The sequence below is a fragment of the Rhodococcus sp. 077-4 genome, assembly GCF_047782425.1.
Classification (GTDB): Bacteria; Actinomycetota; Actinomycetes; order Mycobacteriales; family Mycobacteriaceae; genus Rhodococcoides.
This window is the reverse complement of the sequence record NZ_JAJPWC010000001.1, coordinates 206,873-225,158: the sequence shown is the minus strand read 5'-3', so window position 1 is coordinate 225,158 and position 18,286 is coordinate 206,873. Positions and strand designations below refer to the sequence as shown.

The window sequence follows — 18,286 nt, the reverse complement described above, 5'->3', positions numbered from 1 at the left end:
GCGGGCGGTGCCAGCTAGTCGGCGATGACGGCTCGCGGAACGTCGGCGCGTAACGTGAAATCGGTGACGAATTCCCCGTCCTCGGGCCCGTAGCGATTCTTGAGATCGTAGCTTTCGACGTCGTACGCGTCGAGTGTGGGCGAGTGTGTCGTGACGGCCATCGTTCCGCCGTCGACGTCGAATTGGAGCAGTCGTTGGAATCCGGTGCTGCGTTCTCCGTCGACCTCGAAGTACTGGTAGTCGGCCAGTAGTTGGACGACGGTGCGGTCGGTGTCGCCGACGTTCTCGTCGACCACGGCCGCCTGACCGTCCACGTGCCCGGACAACACGAGGAAGACCGACTCGTGCGGTACGACGAGACGATTCCAGATCTGTTGTCCCGAACTCGATCCGATGTCGCCGAACCCCATCAGCTTCTTCTCGCCGTCGTCCTCCATGTAGTAATGCGTGCCGATCACGACGTTGCGATCGGGATGCTCGTCGAGCACCCGCTCGGCCCACTGCATGACTTTCTCGGGCGGGTTGTAGCCGATGTAGAGCATGAGGAACTTCGCGCCTGCGATGTCGACCAGGTCGTAGTGAGCCGAATTGTCTTGGTCCGTAAAGGAACCGCCCCAGTACGGCTGATCGCGATAGCGTTGCGGGCCGAAGTACTCGTTGTAGAGTGCGTGATTTTTCTCGTGCTCCCCCGGAACCAATTTGCCGGCTGTGTTCCAGATGTTGTCGTGATTACCGGGCAGCACACCGTGGGCGATGCCGGCGTCCTCCAGGATGCTCATGGATTCGCTGGCCGCCTCGAATTCCTTGCGGGCCTGAGTATCCGGTCGACCAGGGCTGATCCAACTCTGAATCAGATCGCCGGTGTGCATGCTGTAGTCGATCTTCAACTCGTCCGCGTTGTCGGCGGTCCACTGGGTCATGTCCGAATACACGCCGGGGTCGTCGCGCGAGATGTACTGGGTGTCCGTGATGTGCTGGAGCGAGAAGTCGTAGGTGCTCGGGTCCGCGAACGCCCTGTCGGGGGTCGCGTTGGTCTGGGCGAACGAACGGTCGACTCGGGGGCCGTCGATGACGAGTACGTCGACCGTGCCGCTTCGGTTCGAGATTTCGGCATTCAGTTCGATTGTGCTGCCGGGTGTTTCAGGTTTCGCGGCTGCGAGGGCAGAACCCCAACTGTCGGTCGATTCGTCCCACACATGCAAGGCGAGATCGTTGTTGTTCACCGACCGGCCGGCCCACCTGATATTCGTTGTGTCTGTGCCCGGCGTCAGGTTCACGGTGTAACGAAGGTACGGGTACACGTCCCACTCGGAGGTCCGCATTTCCGTCGACGACGACTCGACCCCGAACTCGCGCGTCGTCGGAACCGATCGGTCGCTGACCCCCGCGACCATCGACGTGGTGATCGCTGCGGGCACCGTCGTCAACCCGACACCCGGTACCGCAGCGGCAAGACGCGGCGTCGGTGAATCACCGCCTTCGGCTGCCGCGTCGGCCCCGGCGAATGCGAGAAGAACACAGGTCAGCGCCAGGGAACCGAAAGTCGATGGACGCTGCATGCCATCGAGGCTACCGATACCAGCGCCACAGCCGCGGAGCTGCGAGAACGAGCAGCACTGCGAGGGCAGTGACCACGGCTTGGCCGACGCGACCCGCTGTCACACCGCCGGTCGGATCATACGGCGGGTAATTCACAACGGCGTTCGCTGTGGAATCGAGGAGCAGTGTCGTTGCGCCGAGCATCAGTCCGATTCGTCTACGTCGGGCGATGAGAACTGCCGCAAGCGGGTCGAGGACGACCAGCGTTACGAAGAACCACGCGATCGCTGTGGGCGCACCCGGATATGGATCTCCTCCGCCGCCGGCGAGCTGCACCAGATGAACCGCCGTGCCGTATGCGAATACGACCGCGAACAGATACGTCAGCACGTCGACGTGCCGTGGGGCGGAGCGCACGAAGCGACGGTACCGCCCGTCTACAGTCTGCTCATGCCCGCGTCGCGTCGACCCCGAGTCCTGATCGGCATCTCCGGTTGGACGTACGCGCCGTGGCGGGGGGATTTCTATCCGACGGGCTTGGCTCATCGCAAGGAACTCGGATACGCGTCGGAACATCTGACGTCGATCGAGATCAACGGCACGTTCTACGCGATGCAGAAGCCGTCGAGCTTCACCAAGTGGCGCGACGAGACGCCGGAGGACTTCGTGTTCTCCATCAAGGGCGGTCGCTACGTCACTCATATCAAGCGGCTCGTCGGCGTCGAGGCCGCACTCGCCAACTTCTTCGCCACCGGGGTGTTGACGCTGGGCGACAAGCTCGGCCCGTTCCTGTGGCAATTGCCGCCGAACCTGGAATTCGATGCGCAGAAGATGTCGGACTTCTTCGCCATGCTGCCGCGAACCGTCTCTGCCGCAGTCTCTCTGGCCGATTCTCGCGACGACAAGCTGGCTGAGGATCGCGTGCTGTTGCCGCCTCCGTCCTCGCGCCCGCTGCGGCACTGTGTCGAGGCTCGACACCAGAGTTTTGCAACGGATGAGGCAGTGAAGCTGTTGCGGGACAACGGTATTGCCTTCGTAGTTGCCGACACCGCCGGCAAGTATCCGTATATCGACACGCCGACAGCCGATTTCATGTACGCCCGCCTGCACGGTGACGAAGAGCTGTACGCCAGCGGCTACACGGATGCAGCCCTCGATGGATGGGCCGCGAAGATCTCGGACTGGACTGCAACGGGCCGCGACGTCTACGTGTACTTCGACAACGACATCAAGGGATACGCACCGTTCGATGCGATGAAACTGATCGAGCGTATCGGTAGGTGAGTATTCGACTCTCTAGCGTTTGGCGAAGATAGGGCTAGGGATTGCTATGGCAGCACAGACGCGCGCGGAATCGTCGGGCGCGTTCGGTATTGCCATCGGATCGGTGTCTACTCCGCGCGCGTCTGGCAAACGCGCGCGCGTTTGCGGAAAGACCGGTGCCGCCACCGCCACTTCCGGGGTACCGATCCGTCTGCTGTGAGCAGAGAGGCGAACGCGTCGATCCACGACAGCACGAACCGGCTCACCGGCACACTGGATGCATGAAGCTACTCGTCCTCGGCGGCAGCGACTTCGTGGGTCGAGCTGCCGTCGAACATGCCCTCGATCTGGAATGGGATGTCACGGTTCTGAACCGCGGACACGCGCTTCCGAATCCGCGGGTTACCGCACTCCGTGGGGACCGACGAGCCGTAGACGGGCTCGACGCGCTCCGTAATGGACACTGGGACATGGTGTTCGATACGTGGTCATCGGATCCGACGGTCGTCGCGCAGTCGGCGGCGATGCTCGCCGATCGAACCGGGAGCTACATCTACGTTTCGAGCCGATCGGTATACGACACACCCGAAGCGGGAGCGACCGAGACCTGGCCGACAGTCCAGGGGCCCGGCGAGGACTATGCGCGGCAGAAGGTGGCCGGTGAACGAGCGGCAGTCGCGGTTTTCGGTGATCGAGCGCTGGTGGTCCGCGCGGGGCTGATCCTCGGCCCGTACGAAAACATCGGCCGACTGCCCTGGTGGCTCAACAGAATCGAGCGTGCCGGGGAGGTGTTGGCTCCCGGTCCAGCGGATCTGCAGTTGCAGTACGTCGACGCCCGCGATCTCGTCGGCTGGAGTCTGGATGCAGCCGCTCGGGGGCTCGGCGGTCCGTACGACGCGGTGAGTCGACCCGGACACACCACGATCGGCGAACTACTGCAGTGCTGCATCGCCGCCGCTCGGTCCGATGCTCGTCTGCGCTGGGTCGAACCCGATGTTCTCCTCGCTGCTGGGGTGCAACCGTGGACCGAGCTTCCGATCTGGATTCCGCCCGGTGCAGATCACGACTCGTTGCATGCGTCGGATGTCTCGAAGGCGTTCGCTGCGGGCCTGCGGGTCAGGCCGATCCAGGAGACCGTCGCGGATACGTGGACGTGGCTGCAATCGCTGAACGGACCCACGCCGATCAGGGGCGATCGCCCGCCCGTCGGACTCCCGGCTGAGCGTGAGGCCGCAATTCTGGCCGAACTTGGGCGCGCGGAGGGGCGGTGAACTCGGCAAACGCGCGCGGAATCGTCGGGCGCGTTCGGAATTGCCAACGAATCGGTGTCTACTCCGCGCGCGTCTGGCAAACGCGCGCGCGTTTGCGCTGAAACCGGCCCGCTACCCCACTATTCACCACTCTTACCCCAGCGCTAGATATCGATAGACAACGCTACGGAGCGCAGAGGCGTCGCACAGCCGCTTCGATTTTCGACGCCCTACGCGCAATTTCCGCGCCGCCCGCAGGCTCACAATCCAGGCTGGGTGCGGTCATCCAGGCCGAGGTGATACCGAACATCATGGTGATCAGGTCGTCGACGGTGAAGGCGTCGGAGATCAGTCCGTCTCGCTGCGCTGCGGCCATGGCGTTGCGTCGCTGTGCGATGACCGAGTGGATGTCATCGGTGCCCGAGGTCGCCATCCCGCCCTGAAGTTGGGTCCACAGCAGTAGGCGGTGTTCCTCCGGGTTCGCGGCGAGATGCAGGTATTCGCGCGCGGCGTATCCGCCGAGGTCGTCGACTGCGAAGGGCACCTCTTCGATGAAGCGTGCGAATCCGTCCTCGACGACGGCTCGGAACAGTGCTTCCTTGTCGCCGAAGTACGCGTACAGGCGTTCCTTGCTGGCCTTGGCCGCGACCGCGATGCGATCGACCCGAGCCCCGGCCAGTCCGTGCACCGAGAACTCGTCACGGGCGGCGACGACGATGCGGGCGCGGGTCGCGCTGGCGTCAGGTTTCATGGCGGTCACCATACCCCCAACCAACCAGTTCGTTTGACACTTGGCGTCAGTTGGCCTACCTTTTCGCTCGGGACATTTTTCGTGCCCAGAATCAACGAGTACGAGTGGGGTAGAAACATGTCGCAGGTCTCCGAACGCGAAGCGTCGGATCCGAATCCGAACTACGAGCGTCGATGGTTGGTGCTCTGCATCGTCGCCATCACGCAGCTCACGATCGTGCTGGACGGCACCATCGTCAACATCGCGCTGCCGCAGGCCCAGATCGATCTCGGTATCAGCGACACCAGCCGCACCTGGGTGATCACCGCCTACGCACTGGCGTTCGGTGCCCTCCTGCTGCTGGGCGGCCGCATCGCGGACTACTGGGGACGCAAGCGATCGTTCATCGTCGGAATGGCCGGCTTCGCCGTTGCCTCCGCCATCGGTGGACTCGCCCAAGAGGGTTGGCAGCTGTTCATCGCACGCGCCGGGCAGGGCGTTTTCGCCGCACTGCTGGCACCGGCCGCACTGGCCATCCTGACGGTCACCTTCACCGACACCAAGGAACGCGCCAAGGCGTTCGGTGTGTTCGGAGCGATCGCCGGCGGCGGCGCAGCCGTCGGCCTGCTCCTCGGCGGAGTACTCACCGAGTACGCCAACTGGCGCTGGTGCCTGCTCGTCAACATCCCGGTGGCCATCGTCGCTATTGCGGCCGCTGTCCCGCTGGTCAAGGAAAGCAAGGCGCACGGAGACACCCGCTACGACCTGCCCGGCGCAATCCTCGTCGCACTCGGACTGGCATCGCTGGTCTACGGCTTCACCGAAGCCGAAGACGGTTGGGCGACGGTACCCACCATCTCCTTCATCGCCCTCGGTCTCGCGTTACTCGCCGCGTTCGTAGTGGTCGAAACGAAGTCCGAGAACCCACTGCTTCCGATGAGCGTGCTGCTCGACCGCGACCGCGGTGCCGCATACATCGGCTCGGCAGTCATCGGTGCCGCACTGCTCGGCGGCACGTTGTACCTCACCTTCTACTTCCAGATCGTGCTCGAGATGAGCCCGGTGATCGCGGGTGTCGCGTCACTGCCGATGACCGGCGGCATCCTGATCACCGCAGCGATCGCGTCGGCGCTCGTACCGAAGATCGGGCCCAAGCCGCTGATGGCCGTCGGCCCCGTCGTCTCCGCGGTCGGTCTGCTGCTGCTGACGCAGATCGGCGTCGACACCTCGTACTGGACGCACGTTCTCCCCGGCGTCGTGCTGCTCGGCCTCGGTCTCGGTCTGCTGATGGTCCCGATGCAGAACGTGGCACTCATCGGCGTACCCGATCACGACGCGGGTGCCGCATCCGCGCTGATCAACGCCACGCTGCAGGTCGGCGGCGCACTCGGCGCGGCAGTGTTCACCACGGTGTACACCTCGTCCAAGTCCTCGTACCTGGCCGACAACCCGGCACCGACTCCGCCCGCAGGGGTTCCCGCCGAGGCTCTCGCCGGCCAGGAAATCCCCAGCGACGAGGTACTGGCCGCGTTGCCGGAACCGATCCGCAACTTCGTGCTCGCCACCATCGACCACGCGTTCGCGGCCGAGGTATCGGGCTACGCCTGGGCCTTCGGAACAGCCGCGATCCTGGTCGCGCTGGTCTGCCCCGTCGTGCTGGGACTCGTCCGCGCGAAGAAGGACGACCTGCCCGTCGGAGACACCCCGATTCACGTCGGATAGCGCTGTTCCAACTTGAAGAACCCCGCTGCTCACCCGTCGAGCAGCGGGGTTCTTCGTTTCGAACGCGTCAATCGGGATCGATCGCCTCGGACTGTGCCGTGAGCAGCATGTGCAGCAATTCGGGCGGCAGGGCCATGGGCGGCATCGCACCAAGGTCGATCGAGTTCCCGGTGTCACCGTTGAGTTCCACCACCTCGTCGTGCAGGCTCTCCATCTTTTCGTCCAATTTGTTGGCGCTCTCGGCGGCCTCGGTCAGCTCGGCCAGCAGAGTGGCCGGAATCTCCCCGCGATACTTGTAGAAGATCTTGTGTTCCAAGCTCGCCCAGAAGTCCATCGCAATGGTGCGGATCTGCAGTTCGACGAGCACCGGCTGAACGCGGTCGGACATGAACACCGGAATCTCGACGATCAGATGCAAACTCTTGTAGCCGTTGGGTTTCGGATTCGCGATGTAATCCTTGACCTCGACCACCCGGATGTCGGTCTGGCTGCTGAGCATGTCCGCGATGCGGTACGTGTCGGAGATGAAACTGCACGTGATGCGGACCCCGGCGATGTCGAAGATGTTCTCGCGGATCGCATCGAGCGTCAGCGCGCACTTCTTGCGCTGCGCCTTGTCGATGATGCTCTCGGGAGTCTTCAGCCTCGACGAGACATGCTCGATGGGGCTGTAGCGATGAATGTGGGTGAATTCCTGCTTCAGGATGTTGATCTTGGTGATCAGCTCGTCGATGCCGAATTTGTAACTCATCATGAAACGGGTGAAATCGTGTCTCAACCGACCCAGGTCGACAACGGACTCACTGTTCTTCATGACCTCGCTCATGAGCACGATTGTCCACGACATCGGGTCGGGCACGCGCGGCGCGGGAATCGAAGCTCGCATCGCTGCACACTGGGCCGAGCTCAGGAGTGAATTTCACGACGCCACAGGACTGGCACTGATGCGTCCGGTGATGCCCGAGCTCGCACGAACACGCTCGTGAACCGACCAGAACCGATCCGGCGACGAGACGATGACCGTTGCCGCATCGAGTCGGGGCCCGCTCGGCCCACCGATCTCCGACGCGGTACAGAGATCCCGCAGTCGGATCGGGTTCGAGTGCCATCGCGCGCGACCGCCTTCGAGAATCCACCGCGTCCGATTTGGACCGCCCGAAGTGGCTCCGCTGGCCGCATCGCCAACTCCGGGGGCGCGTTCACACTAGCAGAAATCGAACATGTGTTCTAACTCGTATGTCAAAACCACGTCTTGCGGCCACCGACTGCGCGACCCATCGAACCGAGCAACGTCAGAACCGCGCCGACGACCACCAGAATGATGCCGATAGTCGTCAGAATTGAGATGCCGGCGAAATAGCCGATGAGGGCGAGGATGATTCCGAGAACGATCATGACCACTCCTGGTGCTGGGGTGAGCCCGTTACCGGCGGATGCCGATACGACCGAACGTACCCCCGTCAGGTGGAGGATTGATCACGATTGTCGCTATTTCTCGGCATCGACCTTTGCGGCGAGGAATGCCTCTGGGTCGATCAGGTCCGATTGCCCGACGATGGAGCCCAGATCGGCAATCCGTTCGATGCCGGTGAGCACCATCTCCTCCTCGACGGTGCCCTCGGCGTAGCCGTAGTAACAGGTCGACGTCGTGTGGTTGTGGTCCTTGTCGATTCGGTTGGCACGACCCTCGATCTGACGAATGTCGATGGGGGTCCATCGAGGATCGTGGATCAGCGTCACCCGTGGTGCGAGGGTCGATACCGTCCCTTCCGGCAGCAGTAACTCGTTGGTGTGCAGGTTGATCGCGCTGGTGGTGGTCGAGACGATGACCGACGCGTCGCCGGTCTGAAAACGCCTGATCGACGCCTCCTGATCGGGGCTGCTCATACTTCCGTCGACCACGGCGACGTCGAGACCCTCGTCTCGTAGCGTCTGCGCCAGCGCAGCGACCGACTCGCGGTAGAACATCGAGACGAACACCTGATTGCCGGCCTTGACCCACGTCCGCACCTGATCGGCCGACGCGGGAATGCGCAAGTACGAACATTTTTGGCGGAACCGCAGAGTGGCGGCGCGGGTGCTCGGGTTCTTCTGCAACACGCGCTTACCGCCGACGGCCTTCCAGATCGGCAGCCCGACTTCCTTGCGGTAGTCCACCCACGCCGAGTTGTACAGCCGCTTCTGTGCCGCGGTGAGTTCCTGACCCAGCGGCTCGCGCGGAGTCGGCGGTGACGGACGCGAAATCGACCACGGCACAGCGCCTCCCGACAGCCAACCGTGCACGGACGCGATATCGCGGGCGCGTCGGGCCGCGTCCTCAGGCTCCCAACGCCACGTCGTCAGACCGGTCGTCGCCTTGCCTGCTTTCACAGCGAAACCGGACTCGATGAGGAACTCGGCCCACTTCATCGTCACCGCATAGCCGAGATACTCGTCGTCACCGAGGATCTCGACCCCGCGGCTACGCTCCACGGCCCGCGCCATGTACGCGAAGTGCAGCGGCTGATAGCCGGGGGTCGCAGACATCCACACCACCGAGCGGGCCGCCTCCTGGTACCGCCACAGGATCTGCGACTGCTGCGATTCGATGTTCATCAGCGCATGCGATTCGTCGGCGATCACCACGTCGATGTCGAACCGGAGTTCTCCGAGCGAGATGGTCCGCTTGTTCTGTGTCCGTTTGCGTTTGCCCAGATCGGTCTCGGGCGGAACCGACAGCAGCTTCTTCGTCGACTGGTAGGTGATCAACAGCCAGCGCTTACGCTCGGACGGCTCGATGTCCGCCTCGCTGTCTGCGATGGTGCGACGCCAACCCGGCAACGCACCCTTGGGCGCGACCACCAGTACCGTGCCGATCTCGGCCGCCGACATCTGCCGGACGGCCTCGCACACCGCCAACGTCTTGCCCAGACCGGTCGAATCCATCTGCGCGAAATACGGAAACCCGGCGTCGAGGGCGGCGAGATGGCGTCGAACGGATTCGAGCTGCGTCTCGCGAGGCTGCATCGCCCGTTCCCGGACCTCCTCGTCCCGCCAGTTCTCGTTGGCGTCGTCCTCGAGCCACCGCTGCAGGCTGTAGGGCATCGACTCGTAGGGACGCAGATACTCGGGCAACTCGGTGCCGTAGTACGCGAACACCCGAGGACCCGGGTACCAGCGCGCCCCGGCCGCGCCCGCCGCAGATCGATCCTCGAACGGCACGTCCAGCACCCAGACGCGCTCGCCGGGATCGGGAACCCGCAGATCCGGAGCAGCAGCCTTGCGTGGGGACGTCTTGCGCGGAGCTGCCCGCTTACGAGGGGCCGCTTTCTTCGCCGCAGCCTTCTTCGGCGCCGGCTCACCGTTCTTCGCGGCCGCGAACTTTCGGGCAGCGCTGCTCTGCCCGGCCTTGACGGTGCGGGCAGTGGTGGATCGGGCTGTGCGTCTACGAGGTGGCATCGGATCCAGTCTGTCGTACGGTGTGCACGAACACCGTAAAGGAGCCCTGTGACATACCCGAATCACCCGCGCGCCGTAGTGCTCGTCCACGATCAGGATCCGAACCTCGCGCGACGCGACATCGGTACCCTCGACGCCGAATTGCGCACCAGGGGTTTCCAGTTGGACGTGCACTCCTTCGATCACAGCCCCGACGTCGCGCCGCCACCGCTGCCCGACGCGCGGTTGTTGGTGATCATGGGTTCGCCCGACGCCGCGTACGACGACACGCTGACGTGGCTCGCGCCGGAAATCGCGTACGTGCAGGAGGCGATCGACGCGCAGGTCCCCATTCTGGGAGTGTGTTTCGGTGGCCAACTGCTCGCACGCGTGCTCGGCGGGTCGGTGCGTAGATCCGAACGTCCCGAGTACGGCTTCGTCGACGTCGACACCTCCGATCCCGACCTCATCCCCCCTGGACCGTGGATGGAGTTCCACGGCGACACTTTCACCGCTCCCTCGCAGGCCACGGTGATCGCCCGAAACGAGTCGGCGCAGCAGGCGTTCGTTCTCGGGCCGCACCTCGGGCTGCAGTTCCACCCCGAAATCGACCTCGATACCTACGACGCGTGGGCAGCGGCGTGGGACCGCGACGGCGTCGAACATGCGGCGGACATCGACGAGATCAGACGCGCCATCGCCGACGCCGAACCTGCAGCTCGGGTGCGTTGCTCGGCTCTGCTGGACGGCTTTCTGGCCCGATCCTCGGCGGTGCCCCGGTAGGGTCGAACGATGACCGAGGCCAGGCCCAGCAACTTCAGCGATCACCAACTCGGCATCTACGCCGCCGGGATGTTCGCCCAGCAGACACCGCCGATCACCACCAACCTGGCGCGGCTGGAGGATCAGGCTGCCGAGAAGCTCTCGCCCGAGGCGCTGGGCTACATCGTCGCCAGTGCGGGCAGTGGCTCGACGGCTCGTGCGAACCGGGCGGCCTTCGACAGGTGGGCCATCACGCCGCGGATGCTGCGCAGCTCGGCTGCCCGCGATCACGCGTGCACCGTGCTCGGCACCGACATGCCCGCTCCGCTGATGATCGCTCCCGTCGGTATTCAGACGCTCGCGCACCCCGACGGGGAGCTCGCCACCGTCCGCGCCGCCGCGGAACTCGGTGTGCCGTACATCCATTCGACGCAGGCCTCGCATTCGTTCGAGCAGATCGCCGAGGCGGGCGGCGACGCTCCGCGCTGGTACCAGCTGTACTGGCCGACGGACGAGTCGGTGTTGCTGAGCTTTCTGCAGCGCGCGAAGGATTCCGGATTCTCCACGCTGGTGCTGACCCTCGACACGACGATGCTGGGTTGGCGGCCGGCCGATCTGGACCGCGGCTACCTTCCGTTCCTCGCCAACCTCGGAATCGAGAACTACCTGACCGATCCGGCGTTCCAAGCCGGCCTGGCGCAGTCGGTCGAGGACAATCCTGTTGCCGCAGCGATGCATTGGGCGCAGATGTTCCCCAACCCGGGTCTGTCGTGGAAGAACCTGGCGTTTCTGCGTGAGCACTGGAGTGGCCCGATCGTGCTCAAGGGAATCTGCACCGTGGGTGACGCCCGAGAAGCTGCCGCGCACGGGGTGGACGGTATCGTCGTCTCCAACCACGGCGGACGCCAAATCGACGGGGCCAGAGCCTCACTCGACGCATTGCCGTCCATCGTCGACGCAGTGGGCGACCAACTGACCGTTCTCTTCGACTCGGGTGTGCGGACCGGAGCCGACATGGCCAAGGCCCTGGCCCTCGGAGCGGATGCGGTGTTGCTCGGCCGGCCGTTCCTGTACGGTCTCGCGCTCGGCGGGCAAGAAGGCGTGTCGCACGTATTACGTTGTCTGCTGGCGGAATTCGATTTGGTGACCAGCCTGTCCGGCCATACCGGTGCGGGCGAGCTCGGCCGCGACTCGATCATGGAGTCCTGATGGAGTGGACGAAGCACGCCATCTGGTGGCACCTGTATCCGCTCGGATTCACCGGTGCGCCGGTGCACGGATGGGACGGCGAATCCCAAGCGGATCTGCATCGGCTGAACAGAATCGAGAAATGGCTCGACTACGCACTCGAGCTCGGGGCCTCGGGCATCGCCCTCGGGCCGATCTTCGAGTCCGAGAAGCACGGCTACGACACGGTCGACTACTTCCACGTCGACGGCAGGCTCGGCACCGACGAGGACATCGATGCGCTGATCGCCGCCGCGCACTCCCGCGGCCTGAAGATCATGTTCGACGGTGTCTTCAACCATGTGGCACAGAGCTTTCCGAAGTTCCGGCAGGCCCTGGACGAAGGCCCGAACTCCGAGGCCGCAGGATGGTTCCACCTCGACTTCTCCGGCGAGAAGCCGACACACCGCAACTTCGAAGGGCATGACGAACTCGTCGCGCTCGACCACGAGAGTGCGCATGTGCAGCAGTACGTCGTGGATGTGCTCTCGCATTGGCTCGAACGAGGCGTCGACGCCTGGAGGCTCGACGCGGCCTATGCGGTGTCGCCACGCTTCTGGTCGGCAGTGCTGCCGAAGGTTCGCGAAAAGCACCCGGACGCATACTTTCTGGGCGAGGTCATTCACGGCGACTACGACCGAATCGTCTCGGCCTCCACACTGGACTCGGTGACCCAGTACGAACTGTGGAAGGCAATCTGGAGTGGTCTGAGCGAGCAGAATTTCTTCGAGCTCTCCCACGCGCTCGAGCGGCACAACGGCTGGCTCGACGCGTTCGTGCCCGCCACCTTCGTCGGTAATCATGACGTCAATCGCATCGCCAGCGTCATCGAGGACGAGCGACATCTGGTGCACGCGTTGGTGGTTCTGTTCACCGTGGGCGGTATGCCGATGATCTACTACGGCGACGAGCAGGCTTTCCGCGGCGTCAAAGAGGATCGCGTCGGCGGCGACGACGAGGTGCGGCCCGAGTACCCCGACACCTCCGACGACCTCGCGCCGTACGGCTGGCCGGTTTTCCGAATTCACCAGGAGCTGATCGGGTTACGGCGTCGCAACCCGTGGTTGTATTCCGCGCGCACCGAGACTCTCGAGCTCACCAACACCGCGCTGCTCTACCGCGCACACGCGGACGGCAACTCGTTGACGGTCGCGCTCAACCTCGGCGACGATGCCATCGACTATCCGGTCGAGGGCAGCGAAGTATTGGCCGGTGAGGCATACCTGAACGGCGGGCGGCTGAGCGTTCCGTCGCACGGCTGGGCCGTCATCGGCTGAGAGCTCGGGCTGCCTTCGCGCGGTCGAAGAATGCCATCAGGTGAGGTAGCTGCTCGTCGGTCACGGTGAGGTTCACTCGGTCGCCGTTGTAGTGAATACCGCCATCGGGTGTACGTAGACCCACGACGACCTTGGTGCCGCCTCGCTTGGGCTTCGCGTCGACTCCGAGATGGTCTACGTGCCAGCGGCATCGACCGCCGGAGGCAACGGTCACCGCAGCGTCGAAGACCTCGACGATGCGGTGGTCGAGAACGAAGATGACGTTCTCGTCGAAGCGATACTCCAGGTAGACGCGTTCGGTCATCTCGGCACAGTAACTCGTCATGATCGTATTCGGGAATCTACCGCTCGCCCTAGAGAGCGGTAGCGACGGCAATGCAACCCCGGTCTCGGAAGTGATCGGTACAGTCGACCGCGACACGGGGTGCCCGACAGGGCTGAGAACACACCCGTCGAACCTGCTCTGGTTAGGACCAGCGAAGGGAATGTCGTGACGTTTCGGTATTTCCTGTCCCTCGCGACGGTCCCGACCTCGAACGAGAGGCGAGGCGTATGAGATTCGACGAGCAGACAGTGTTGGTCACCGGCGGAGGACGCGGACTGGGAGCAGCGATCGCCGCTGCCTTCTCCGGTCAAGGCGCACGCGTGGTGATCGACTACCGCAACAGCCGTGATGCTGCGGAGGCGCTGGCCGCCAGGCTCGGTGACAACGCGATTGCGGTGCAGGGCGACGTGACCGACGAGGGTGACGTAGCCGGGCTGTTCGACACCGCACGAACACATTTCGGCACCCCGATCACCACCGTCGTCAACAACGCGCTGGCGGACTTCTCGTTCGACGGAGATGCGCGGCCCAAAGCAGACACCATCACCTGGGATCGGTTCGACGCACAGCTGCGCGGCAGCGTCCGAGCAGCGTTGCTCACCACCCAGGCGGCCTTGCCGGGAATGCGCGAGGCAGGATTCGGTCGCATCATCAACGTGGGCACCAACTTGTTCCAGAATCCGGTGGTGCCGTACCACGATTACACGGCGTCCAAGGCCGCACTGCTCTCGTTGACACGCACCCTCTCCGCCGACCTGGGCGCAGACAACATCACCGTCAACATGGTCTCGGGCGGACTGCTGCGCACCACCGATGCCAGTGCCGCGACCCCGCCCGAGGTGTTCGACTTCATCGCAGCCTCGACCCCGCTGCAACGCGTCACCACCCCCGAGGAATTCGCCGACGCGCTGTTGTTCTTCGCCTCTCCGTGGGCACGGTCGGTGACCGGCCAGAACCTCGTCGTCGACGGCGGCCTGGTCAAGGACTGACATGCACCTCAACGCTTTTCTCTACGGTTGCGGCCACCACAGCGCGGCGTGGCGTCATCCCGATTCACGCGTCGAGGACCTGGGCAACATCTCGTACTACGAGGAACTCGCGCAACTAGCCGAACGAGGGAAGTTCGATGCGGTGTTCTTCGCCGACGGACACTCGGTACGCGACCCCGCCGGGGCAGGCAACTGGTTCCTCGAGCCGATCACAGCGTTGTCGGCCATGGCCAGGGCCACGACGCACATAGGTCTGGTCACCACGGTGTCGTCGACGTTCTACACCCCGTTCCACGCCGCCCGCATGCTGGCGTCCCTCGATCACATCAGTGGTGGCCGGGCCGGCTGGAACGTCGTCACCTCCATGTTCGACGCCGAAGCACGCAATCACGGGATGGACTCCATCCCGGCTCGTGACGAGCGTTATGCGCGTGCCGAGGAGTTCGTCGATACGGCTCTGGCACTGTGGGATTCGTGGGACGCCGACGCGTTGACACTCGATCGCGGCGGCAACTACGCAGACCCGGCGAAGGTGCATTCGATCGACCACGACGGCACACACTTTCGCGTGGACGGGCCGTTGACGGTACCGCGGTCACCGCAGGGCAGGCCCGTTCTGTTTCAGGCCGGGGCGTCGGGTCCGGGTCGTGATCTCGCGGCGAAGTACGCGGAGGCGATCTACGCGGTTGCCTACGATCTCGTTGCAGCGCAGCGCTATTACGAGGACGTGAAATCCAGAATCGATCATGCTGGTCGCGAGAGCGCCGCGGTGGGCATCATGCCAGGCCTGGTGACCTACGTCGGCTCGACCATGGAGGAAGCCCGCCGAAAGAAGTCCGAGCTCGATGCACTGCTGCCCACCGAGCAGTCGCTGGCCATGCTGTCTACCTTCACCGGGCAGGACTGCGCCGCTTGGGAACTCGACGCTCCGGTGCCGCCTTTACCCCCGGCGGCGGAGTTCACCGGACCGCAGGGCCGATACGAGACGATCCTGCGCATCGTGGAGAAGGACGAACCCACTGTGCGGGCGCTGCTCGGTACCCTCTCTGCGGGCGGCGGGCACGCCACCATGATCGGAACACCGGAGTCCATCGCCGACGAGATGCAGTCGTGGATCGGGCGCGGTGCCGACGGCTTCAACCTGATGTGTCCGCGTTACCCCGATTCTCTCGCGGACTTCGTGGACCACGTGGTCCCGATCCTGCAGCAGCGCAGCATCTTTCGCACAGACTACACCGAGTCGACGCTCCGCGGGCACCTGGCTCACTGAGTGGCCGGCCCGAAGACTCCCCGATCGACGAATGCAACCAGAGCGTCGAGGCCATCGTCGGAAGGGCCCTGCCACAGCCGGGCGAAGTTCTCCGCCGCACCGCCTATCAGCATCGCGGTGGTGGCAGGGGATGCAGGTAGCTCGACCCCCGCCTTCTCGAAGGCGGTGAGTCGGGAGACCCACGGCTCGAATTGAACCTGCGTGAATCGTTGTACTCGCTCCGCGAAATCGGGACTCACCAGCGCGGCGTCGCGGAGGGCGTCGATCACCACTCGATGCCGAGTGAGCAACTGCCAGAACACCTCCACGTGAGGACGCATCGTGGGGCGTTCGCGAGCCGTCGGATCCTGTGTGGCGACAATGACGTCAGCGTCCTCCCCGATCTGCTCGGCGAGCGCCAAGAGCAGTTCGTCCTTGCCTGCGTAGTGGTTGTAGAACGAGCCAGCCGCACGGCCCGCTTGTCGCGTGATGTCGACGATCTTGGTGTTGAGGTAGCCGGAACGGGCGAAGACGACGCGCGCTGCGTTCTCCAGCTCGATTCGGGTCTGCTCGGCCTGCTGGGCCCGCGTCGCGTTGGGCATCGACGCTCCTTCCCTGTTGACACCTGTACTGTCACGATACACACTGAATAACGATTCAGTGAATATGTATTCGTCGAAGGAGTGGCCATGCGAGCAGCAGTTCTGTCCGAATTCGGGGTGCCGAGGTACACCGACCACGAGAGCCCGGTCCCGGCCGAAGGTCTGGAGGTGATCGACGTTGCGGCCGCGACGCTCAATGCCGTCGATATCGCCATCGCATCGGGAGCGCATTACCTCAGCCCCAAGAACTTGCCGACAGTGAGCGGTATCGAAGGCGCAGGTACGGCTGCGGATGGCCGCCGCGTCTATTTCTCCCTACCCGTCTCGCCGTACGGTTCGATGGCCGAGCAGGCGCTGGTGCCGACGGGCTTGCTCATCGAACTACCCGATGGACTGGACTTCGCGGCGGCGGCAACCCTCGGCAATGCCGGACTTGCCGCGCTGATGCCTCTCACGCACGGCGGCAGACTCGTCGCCGGAGAGAACGTCGTGATCCTCGGTGGGACTGGAGTGGTCGGTCGCCTCGCCGTTCAGGCTGCCCGCCTACTCGGCGCGGGATCGGTCACCGTCGTCGGGCGCGACGAGGCCGCGCTCGAATCCACTCGCGAGCTCGGTGCCACGGCGACGGTCGCCATCGGTGACAGAAGCGTCGACGAGTTGCGCGACGCGATCCGACAGGCCTCCTCCGGCGCGGACGTCATCATCGACTACACATGGGGCACAGTGGCTCTGGCGGCGCTGCAGGCCGGAAATCGGCTCGTTCGCCTGGTGCAGATCGGTGATCGGGCCGGAGCGGAAATGACCGTGCCGGCGCAATTGATGCGATCGCTCGGCGCAAGCGTTCAGGGCTTCATGCCGATCCACTACGGGCCCGGCGCAGTGCAGCAGTCGTATCGCACGCTGACCGAATGGGCTGCAGCCGGCGAGATCGCCGTGCAGTACGAGACCGTACCGCTGGCCGAGGTGGCGGATGCGTGGGAGCGAGCCCCGCGCACCCGTCACAAGCTGGTACTGGTTCCCTGAGTGTGCCTCGCGTCCAGCGAGTCGATGAATTCTCTTGTCAATCGGGCGATGTCATCGGCATGTGAGATCGGCGACCAATGTCCGGCTGGAATGTCGTTGCGCGTCAGGTCCTTCACCCACTTGCCGGTGTCGTCGTAGTGGTACGGGCGCACCGCGACGTCCTCAGTGTTGACGATGAGGTGCACCGGGATGTCGATGTACCGATCCCGCGGATTGGTCAGCAGCGGAATGATGTTGGCCCGGTACAGATTTGTGCCGTTGGTTGCGTCCGACCACAGCGTGGGGTTCTGGGTGACGAGCTTCGGGTCCACTCCCGAGAATTCCTGGAGGAATGCCGGCCAGCCCTTGGCGAACTGTCGCTTGATCCGCAGGGTCGACAAGCCCGGGATGTGGAAGGTGACGGTGTACCACGAGGCCCGCGTCTGGGCGAGCACCTGTTTGATGCCTGCCAGGGTCGGGCGACGTAGGCGCGACTGAGACCACTTGCCGAGATGGTCGAGGTTGGGTCCCGAAATCGAAGTGTAGGAACGGATTCGATCCTTCGCCTGCGGTTGCGCGGCGGCCTCCCACACCTCGACTGCGCCCCAGTCGTGGGCGAGCACATGGACCGGAGCGTCGGGGCTGACGGCGTCGGCGACCGCGTAGAAGTCCGAGGCCAACCGCGCCAGCTTGTACGCCGACTGCTCGGCGGGAATCGAGCTCTCGCCGGCACCGCGGGAGTCGTAGCTGATCACCCGAAAGTGGTCCTCCAGCTGCGGCACGATGTGGCTCCACAGCTCGTGGGTATCCGGCCACCCGTGGACGAGGACGATGGGGTCGCCGTCGGGGTTGCCGCTCTCGAATACCGCCAACCGGATTCCCTCGTTGACGACCGTCGTACGAACCGCTTTGCTGCTCAACAGTTTTCCGTT

Annotated in this window: 19 protein-coding genes and 1 riboswitch; of the genes, 10 read left to right on the top strand and 9 right to left on the bottom strand. The window is 64.3% G+C overall.

All coding sequences use genetic code 11. The annotated features are described in order from the left end of the window. Positions 1 to 14: 14 nt before the first annotated feature. Both ACNEOT_RS01085 and ACNEOT_RS01080 read right to left on the bottom strand, forming a co-directional pair. On the bottom strand, positions 15 to 1,559 hold the full coding sequence (locus ACNEOT_RS01085; protein ID WP_415971428.1) for a metallophosphoesterase: 1,545 nt from the start codon (positions 1,557 to 1,559) through the stop codon (positions 15 to 17). A 10-nt stretch (positions 1,560 to 1,569) separates the two neighbouring features. Continuing rightward, complete coding sequence (locus ACNEOT_RS01080) at positions 1,570 to 1,956, bottom strand: hypothetical protein (RefSeq protein WP_415971427.1); 387 nt, start codon at positions 1,954 to 1,956, stop codon at positions 1,570 to 1,572. Positions 1,957 to 1,989: 33 nt separating this feature from the next. Here ACNEOT_RS01080 and ACNEOT_RS01075 point away from each other — a divergent pair, with 33 nt between their 5' ends. Beyond that, positions 1,990 to 2,823, top strand: coding sequence for a DUF72 domain-containing protein (locus tag ACNEOT_RS01075; RefSeq protein ID WP_415971425.1), 834 nt, complete (start codon positions 1,990 to 1,992; stop codon positions 2,821 to 2,823). A gap of 260 nt (positions 2,824 to 3,083) precedes the next feature. Continuing rightward, positions 3,084 to 4,073 carry an NAD-dependent epimerase/dehydratase family protein gene (locus ACNEOT_RS01070; RefSeq protein ID WP_415971424.1) on the top strand — a complete coding sequence of 330 codons (990 nt, stop codon included), beginning with the start codon at positions 3,084 to 3,086 and terminating at the stop codon, positions 4,071 to 4,073. A gap of 163 nt (positions 4,074 to 4,236) precedes the next feature. Here ACNEOT_RS01070 and ACNEOT_RS01065 read toward each other — a convergent pair whose 3' ends face one another. Further along, positions 4,237 to 4,803, bottom strand: a complete 567-nt coding sequence (locus ACNEOT_RS01065; RefSeq protein ID WP_415971423.1) for a TetR family transcriptional regulator — start codon at positions 4,801 to 4,803, stop codon at positions 4,237 to 4,239. An 81-nt stretch (positions 4,804 to 4,884) separates the two neighbouring features. On the opposite strand from ACNEOT_RS01065, the gene ACNEOT_RS01060 reads away from it, so the two are divergent. After that, positions 4,885 to 6,504: an MFS transporter gene (locus ACNEOT_RS01060; protein WP_415971421.1), complete on the top strand. Its 1,620-nt coding sequence runs from the start codon at positions 4,885 to 4,887 to the stop codon at positions 6,502 to 6,504. A 67-nt stretch (positions 6,505 to 6,571) separates the two neighbouring features. Here the strand turns inward: ACNEOT_RS01060 and ACNEOT_RS01055 are convergent, their stop codons facing one another. After that, positions 6,572 to 7,330: a GTP pyrophosphokinase gene (locus ACNEOT_RS01055; RefSeq protein ID WP_415971420.1), complete on the bottom strand. Its 759-nt coding sequence runs from the start codon at positions 7,328 to 7,330 to the stop codon at positions 6,572 to 6,574. On the opposite strand from ACNEOT_RS01055, the gene ACNEOT_RS01050 reads away from it, so the two are divergent. Next, positions 7,329 to 7,490, top strand: a complete 162-nt coding sequence (locus ACNEOT_RS01050; RefSeq protein ID WP_415971419.1) for a hypothetical protein — start codon at positions 7,329 to 7,331, stop codon at positions 7,488 to 7,490. The two genes, ACNEOT_RS01055 and ACNEOT_RS01050, sit on opposite strands and share 2 nt — an antisense overlap. Before the next feature lie 253 nt (positions 7,491 to 7,743). Here the strand turns inward: ACNEOT_RS01050 and ACNEOT_RS01045 are convergent, their stop codons facing one another. Then, positions 7,744 to 7,899 carry a DUF6131 family protein gene (locus tag ACNEOT_RS01045; RefSeq protein WP_094611554.1) on the bottom strand — a complete coding sequence of 52 codons (156 nt, stop codon included), beginning with the start codon at positions 7,897 to 7,899 and terminating at the stop codon, positions 7,744 to 7,746. A 93-nt stretch (positions 7,900 to 7,992) separates the two neighbouring features. After that, on the bottom strand, positions 7,993 to 9,942 hold the full coding sequence (locus ACNEOT_RS01040) for a helicase-related protein (RefSeq protein ID WP_415971418.1): 1,950 nt from the start codon (positions 9,940 to 9,942) through the stop codon (positions 7,993 to 7,995). 48 nt (positions 9,943 to 9,990) lie between these two features. Between ACNEOT_RS01040 and ACNEOT_RS01035 the strand changes: the two genes are divergently transcribed. The 3 genes from ACNEOT_RS01035 to ACNEOT_RS01025 are packed head-to-tail and all read left to right on the top strand — an operon-like array spanning position 9,991 to position 13,187. Next, complete coding sequence (locus ACNEOT_RS01035) at positions 9,991 to 10,704, top strand: type 1 glutamine amidotransferase (RefSeq protein WP_415971417.1); 714 nt, start codon at positions 9,991 to 9,993, stop codon at positions 10,702 to 10,704. A 9-nt stretch (positions 10,705 to 10,713) separates the two neighbouring features. Then, positions 10,714 to 11,892: a lactate 2-monooxygenase gene (locus ACNEOT_RS01030; RefSeq protein ID WP_415971416.1), complete on the top strand. Its 1,179-nt coding sequence runs from the start codon at positions 10,714 to 10,716 to the stop codon at positions 11,890 to 11,892. Then, positions 11,892 to 13,187: an alpha-amylase family glycosyl hydrolase gene (locus ACNEOT_RS01025; RefSeq protein WP_415971415.1), complete on the top strand. Its 1,296-nt coding sequence runs from the start codon at positions 11,892 to 11,894 to the stop codon at positions 13,185 to 13,187. The genes ACNEOT_RS01030 and ACNEOT_RS01025 overlap by 1 nt, the downstream gene beginning before the upstream one ends. On the opposite strand, the gene ACNEOT_RS01020 is transcribed toward ACNEOT_RS01025, so the two are convergent. Then, positions 13,177 to 13,491 carry a hypothetical protein gene (locus tag ACNEOT_RS01020; protein ID WP_415971414.1) on the bottom strand — a complete coding sequence of 105 codons (315 nt, stop codon included), beginning with the start codon at positions 13,489 to 13,491 and terminating at the stop codon, positions 13,177 to 13,179. The two genes, ACNEOT_RS01025 and ACNEOT_RS01020, sit on opposite strands and share 11 nt — an antisense overlap. 106 nt (positions 13,492 to 13,597) lie before the next feature. Then, a riboswitch (TPP riboswitch) is annotated at positions 13,598 to 13,690 on the top strand. A gap of 49 nt (positions 13,691 to 13,739) precedes the next feature. Between ACNEOT_RS01020 and ACNEOT_RS01015 the strand changes: the two genes are divergently transcribed. Both ACNEOT_RS01015 and ACNEOT_RS01010 read left to right on the top strand, forming a co-directional pair. Next, positions 13,740 to 14,501, top strand: coding sequence for a 3-oxoacyl-ACP reductase (locus tag ACNEOT_RS01015; protein ID WP_415971413.1), 762 nt, complete (start codon positions 13,740 to 13,742; stop codon positions 14,499 to 14,501). Between the two features lies 1 nt (position 14,502). After that, positions 14,503 to 15,771, top strand: coding sequence for an LLM class flavin-dependent oxidoreductase (locus ACNEOT_RS01010; protein WP_415971412.1), 1,269 nt, complete (start codon positions 14,503 to 14,505; stop codon positions 15,769 to 15,771). Here the strand turns inward: ACNEOT_RS01010 and ACNEOT_RS01005 are convergent. Next, on the bottom strand, positions 15,765 to 16,352 hold the full coding sequence (locus ACNEOT_RS01005; protein ID WP_415971411.1) for a TetR/AcrR family transcriptional regulator: 588 nt from the start codon (positions 16,350 to 16,352) through the stop codon (positions 15,765 to 15,767). The genes ACNEOT_RS01010 and ACNEOT_RS01005 overlap by 7 nt on opposite strands. An 87-nt stretch (positions 16,353 to 16,439) precedes the next feature. Between ACNEOT_RS01005 and ACNEOT_RS01000 the strand changes: the two genes are divergently transcribed. Beyond that, the gene (locus ACNEOT_RS01000) at positions 16,440 to 17,375 is read left to right on the top strand and encodes a quinone oxidoreductase family protein (RefSeq protein WP_415971410.1); all 936 of its coding nucleotides are present in this window, start codon (positions 16,440 to 16,442) and stop codon (positions 17,373 to 17,375) included. On the opposite strand, the gene ACNEOT_RS00995 is transcribed toward ACNEOT_RS01000, so the two are convergent. Continuing rightward, entirely contained in the window at positions 17,351 to 18,274 is a 924-nt protein-coding gene (locus ACNEOT_RS00995) for an alpha/beta fold hydrolase (protein WP_415971409.1), read from the bottom strand. The two genes, ACNEOT_RS01000 and ACNEOT_RS00995, sit on opposite strands and share 25 nt — an antisense overlap. Positions 18,275 to 18,286 lie beyond the last annotated feature (12 nt).

Coding starts and splice junctions, on each gene's coding strand:
- ACNEOT_RS01005 (WP_415971411.1), bottom strand. CDS start 16,352: ATGCCCAACGCGACGCGGGCCCAGCAGGCCGAGCAGACCCGAATCGAG.
- ACNEOT_RS01010 (WP_415971412.1), top strand. CDS start 14,503: ATGCACCTCAACGCTTTTCTCTACGGTTGCGGCCACCACAGCGCGGCG.
- ACNEOT_RS01055 (WP_415971420.1), bottom strand. CDS start 7,330: ATGAGCGAGGTCATGAAGAACAGTGAGTCCGTTGTCGACCTGGGTCGG.
- ACNEOT_RS01020 (WP_415971414.1), bottom strand. CDS start 13,491: ATGACCGAACGCGTCTACCTGGAGTATCGCTTCGACGAGAACGTCATC.
- ACNEOT_RS01070 (WP_415971424.1), top strand. CDS start 3,084: ATGAAGCTACTCGTCCTCGGCGGCAGCGACTTCGTGGGTCGAGCTGCC.
- ACNEOT_RS01040 (WP_415971418.1), bottom strand. CDS start 9,942: ATGCCACCTCGTAGACGCACAGCCCGATCCACCACTGCCCGCACCGTC.
- ACNEOT_RS01045 (WP_094611554.1), bottom strand. CDS start 7,899: ATGATCGTTCTCGGAATCATCCTCGCCCTCATCGGCTATTTCGCCGGC.
- ACNEOT_RS01030 (WP_415971416.1), top strand. CDS start 10,714: ATGACCGAGGCCAGGCCCAGCAACTTCAGCGATCACCAACTCGGCATC.
- ACNEOT_RS01015 (WP_415971413.1), top strand. CDS start 13,740: ATGAGATTCGACGAGCAGACAGTGTTGGTCACCGGCGGAGGACGCGGA.
- ACNEOT_RS01000 (WP_415971410.1), top strand. CDS start 16,440: ATGCGAGCAGCAGTTCTGTCCGAATTCGGGGTGCCGAGGTACACCGAC.
- ACNEOT_RS01075 (WP_415971425.1), top strand. CDS start 1,990: ATGCCCGCGTCGCGTCGACCCCGAGTCCTGATCGGCATCTCCGGTTGG.
- ACNEOT_RS01050 (WP_415971419.1), top strand. CDS start 7,329: ATGAGCACGATTGTCCACGACATCGGGTCGGGCACGCGCGGCGCGGGA.
- ACNEOT_RS01085 (WP_415971428.1), bottom strand. CDS start 1,559: ATGCAGCGTCCATCGACTTTCGGTTCCCTGGCGCTGACCTGTGTTCTT.
- ACNEOT_RS01065 (WP_415971423.1), bottom strand. CDS start 4,803: ATGAAACCTGACGCCAGCGCGACCCGCGCCCGCATCGTCGTCGCCGCC.
- ACNEOT_RS01025 (WP_415971415.1), top strand. CDS start 11,892: ATGGAGTGGACGAAGCACGCCATCTGGTGGCACCTGTATCCGCTCGGA.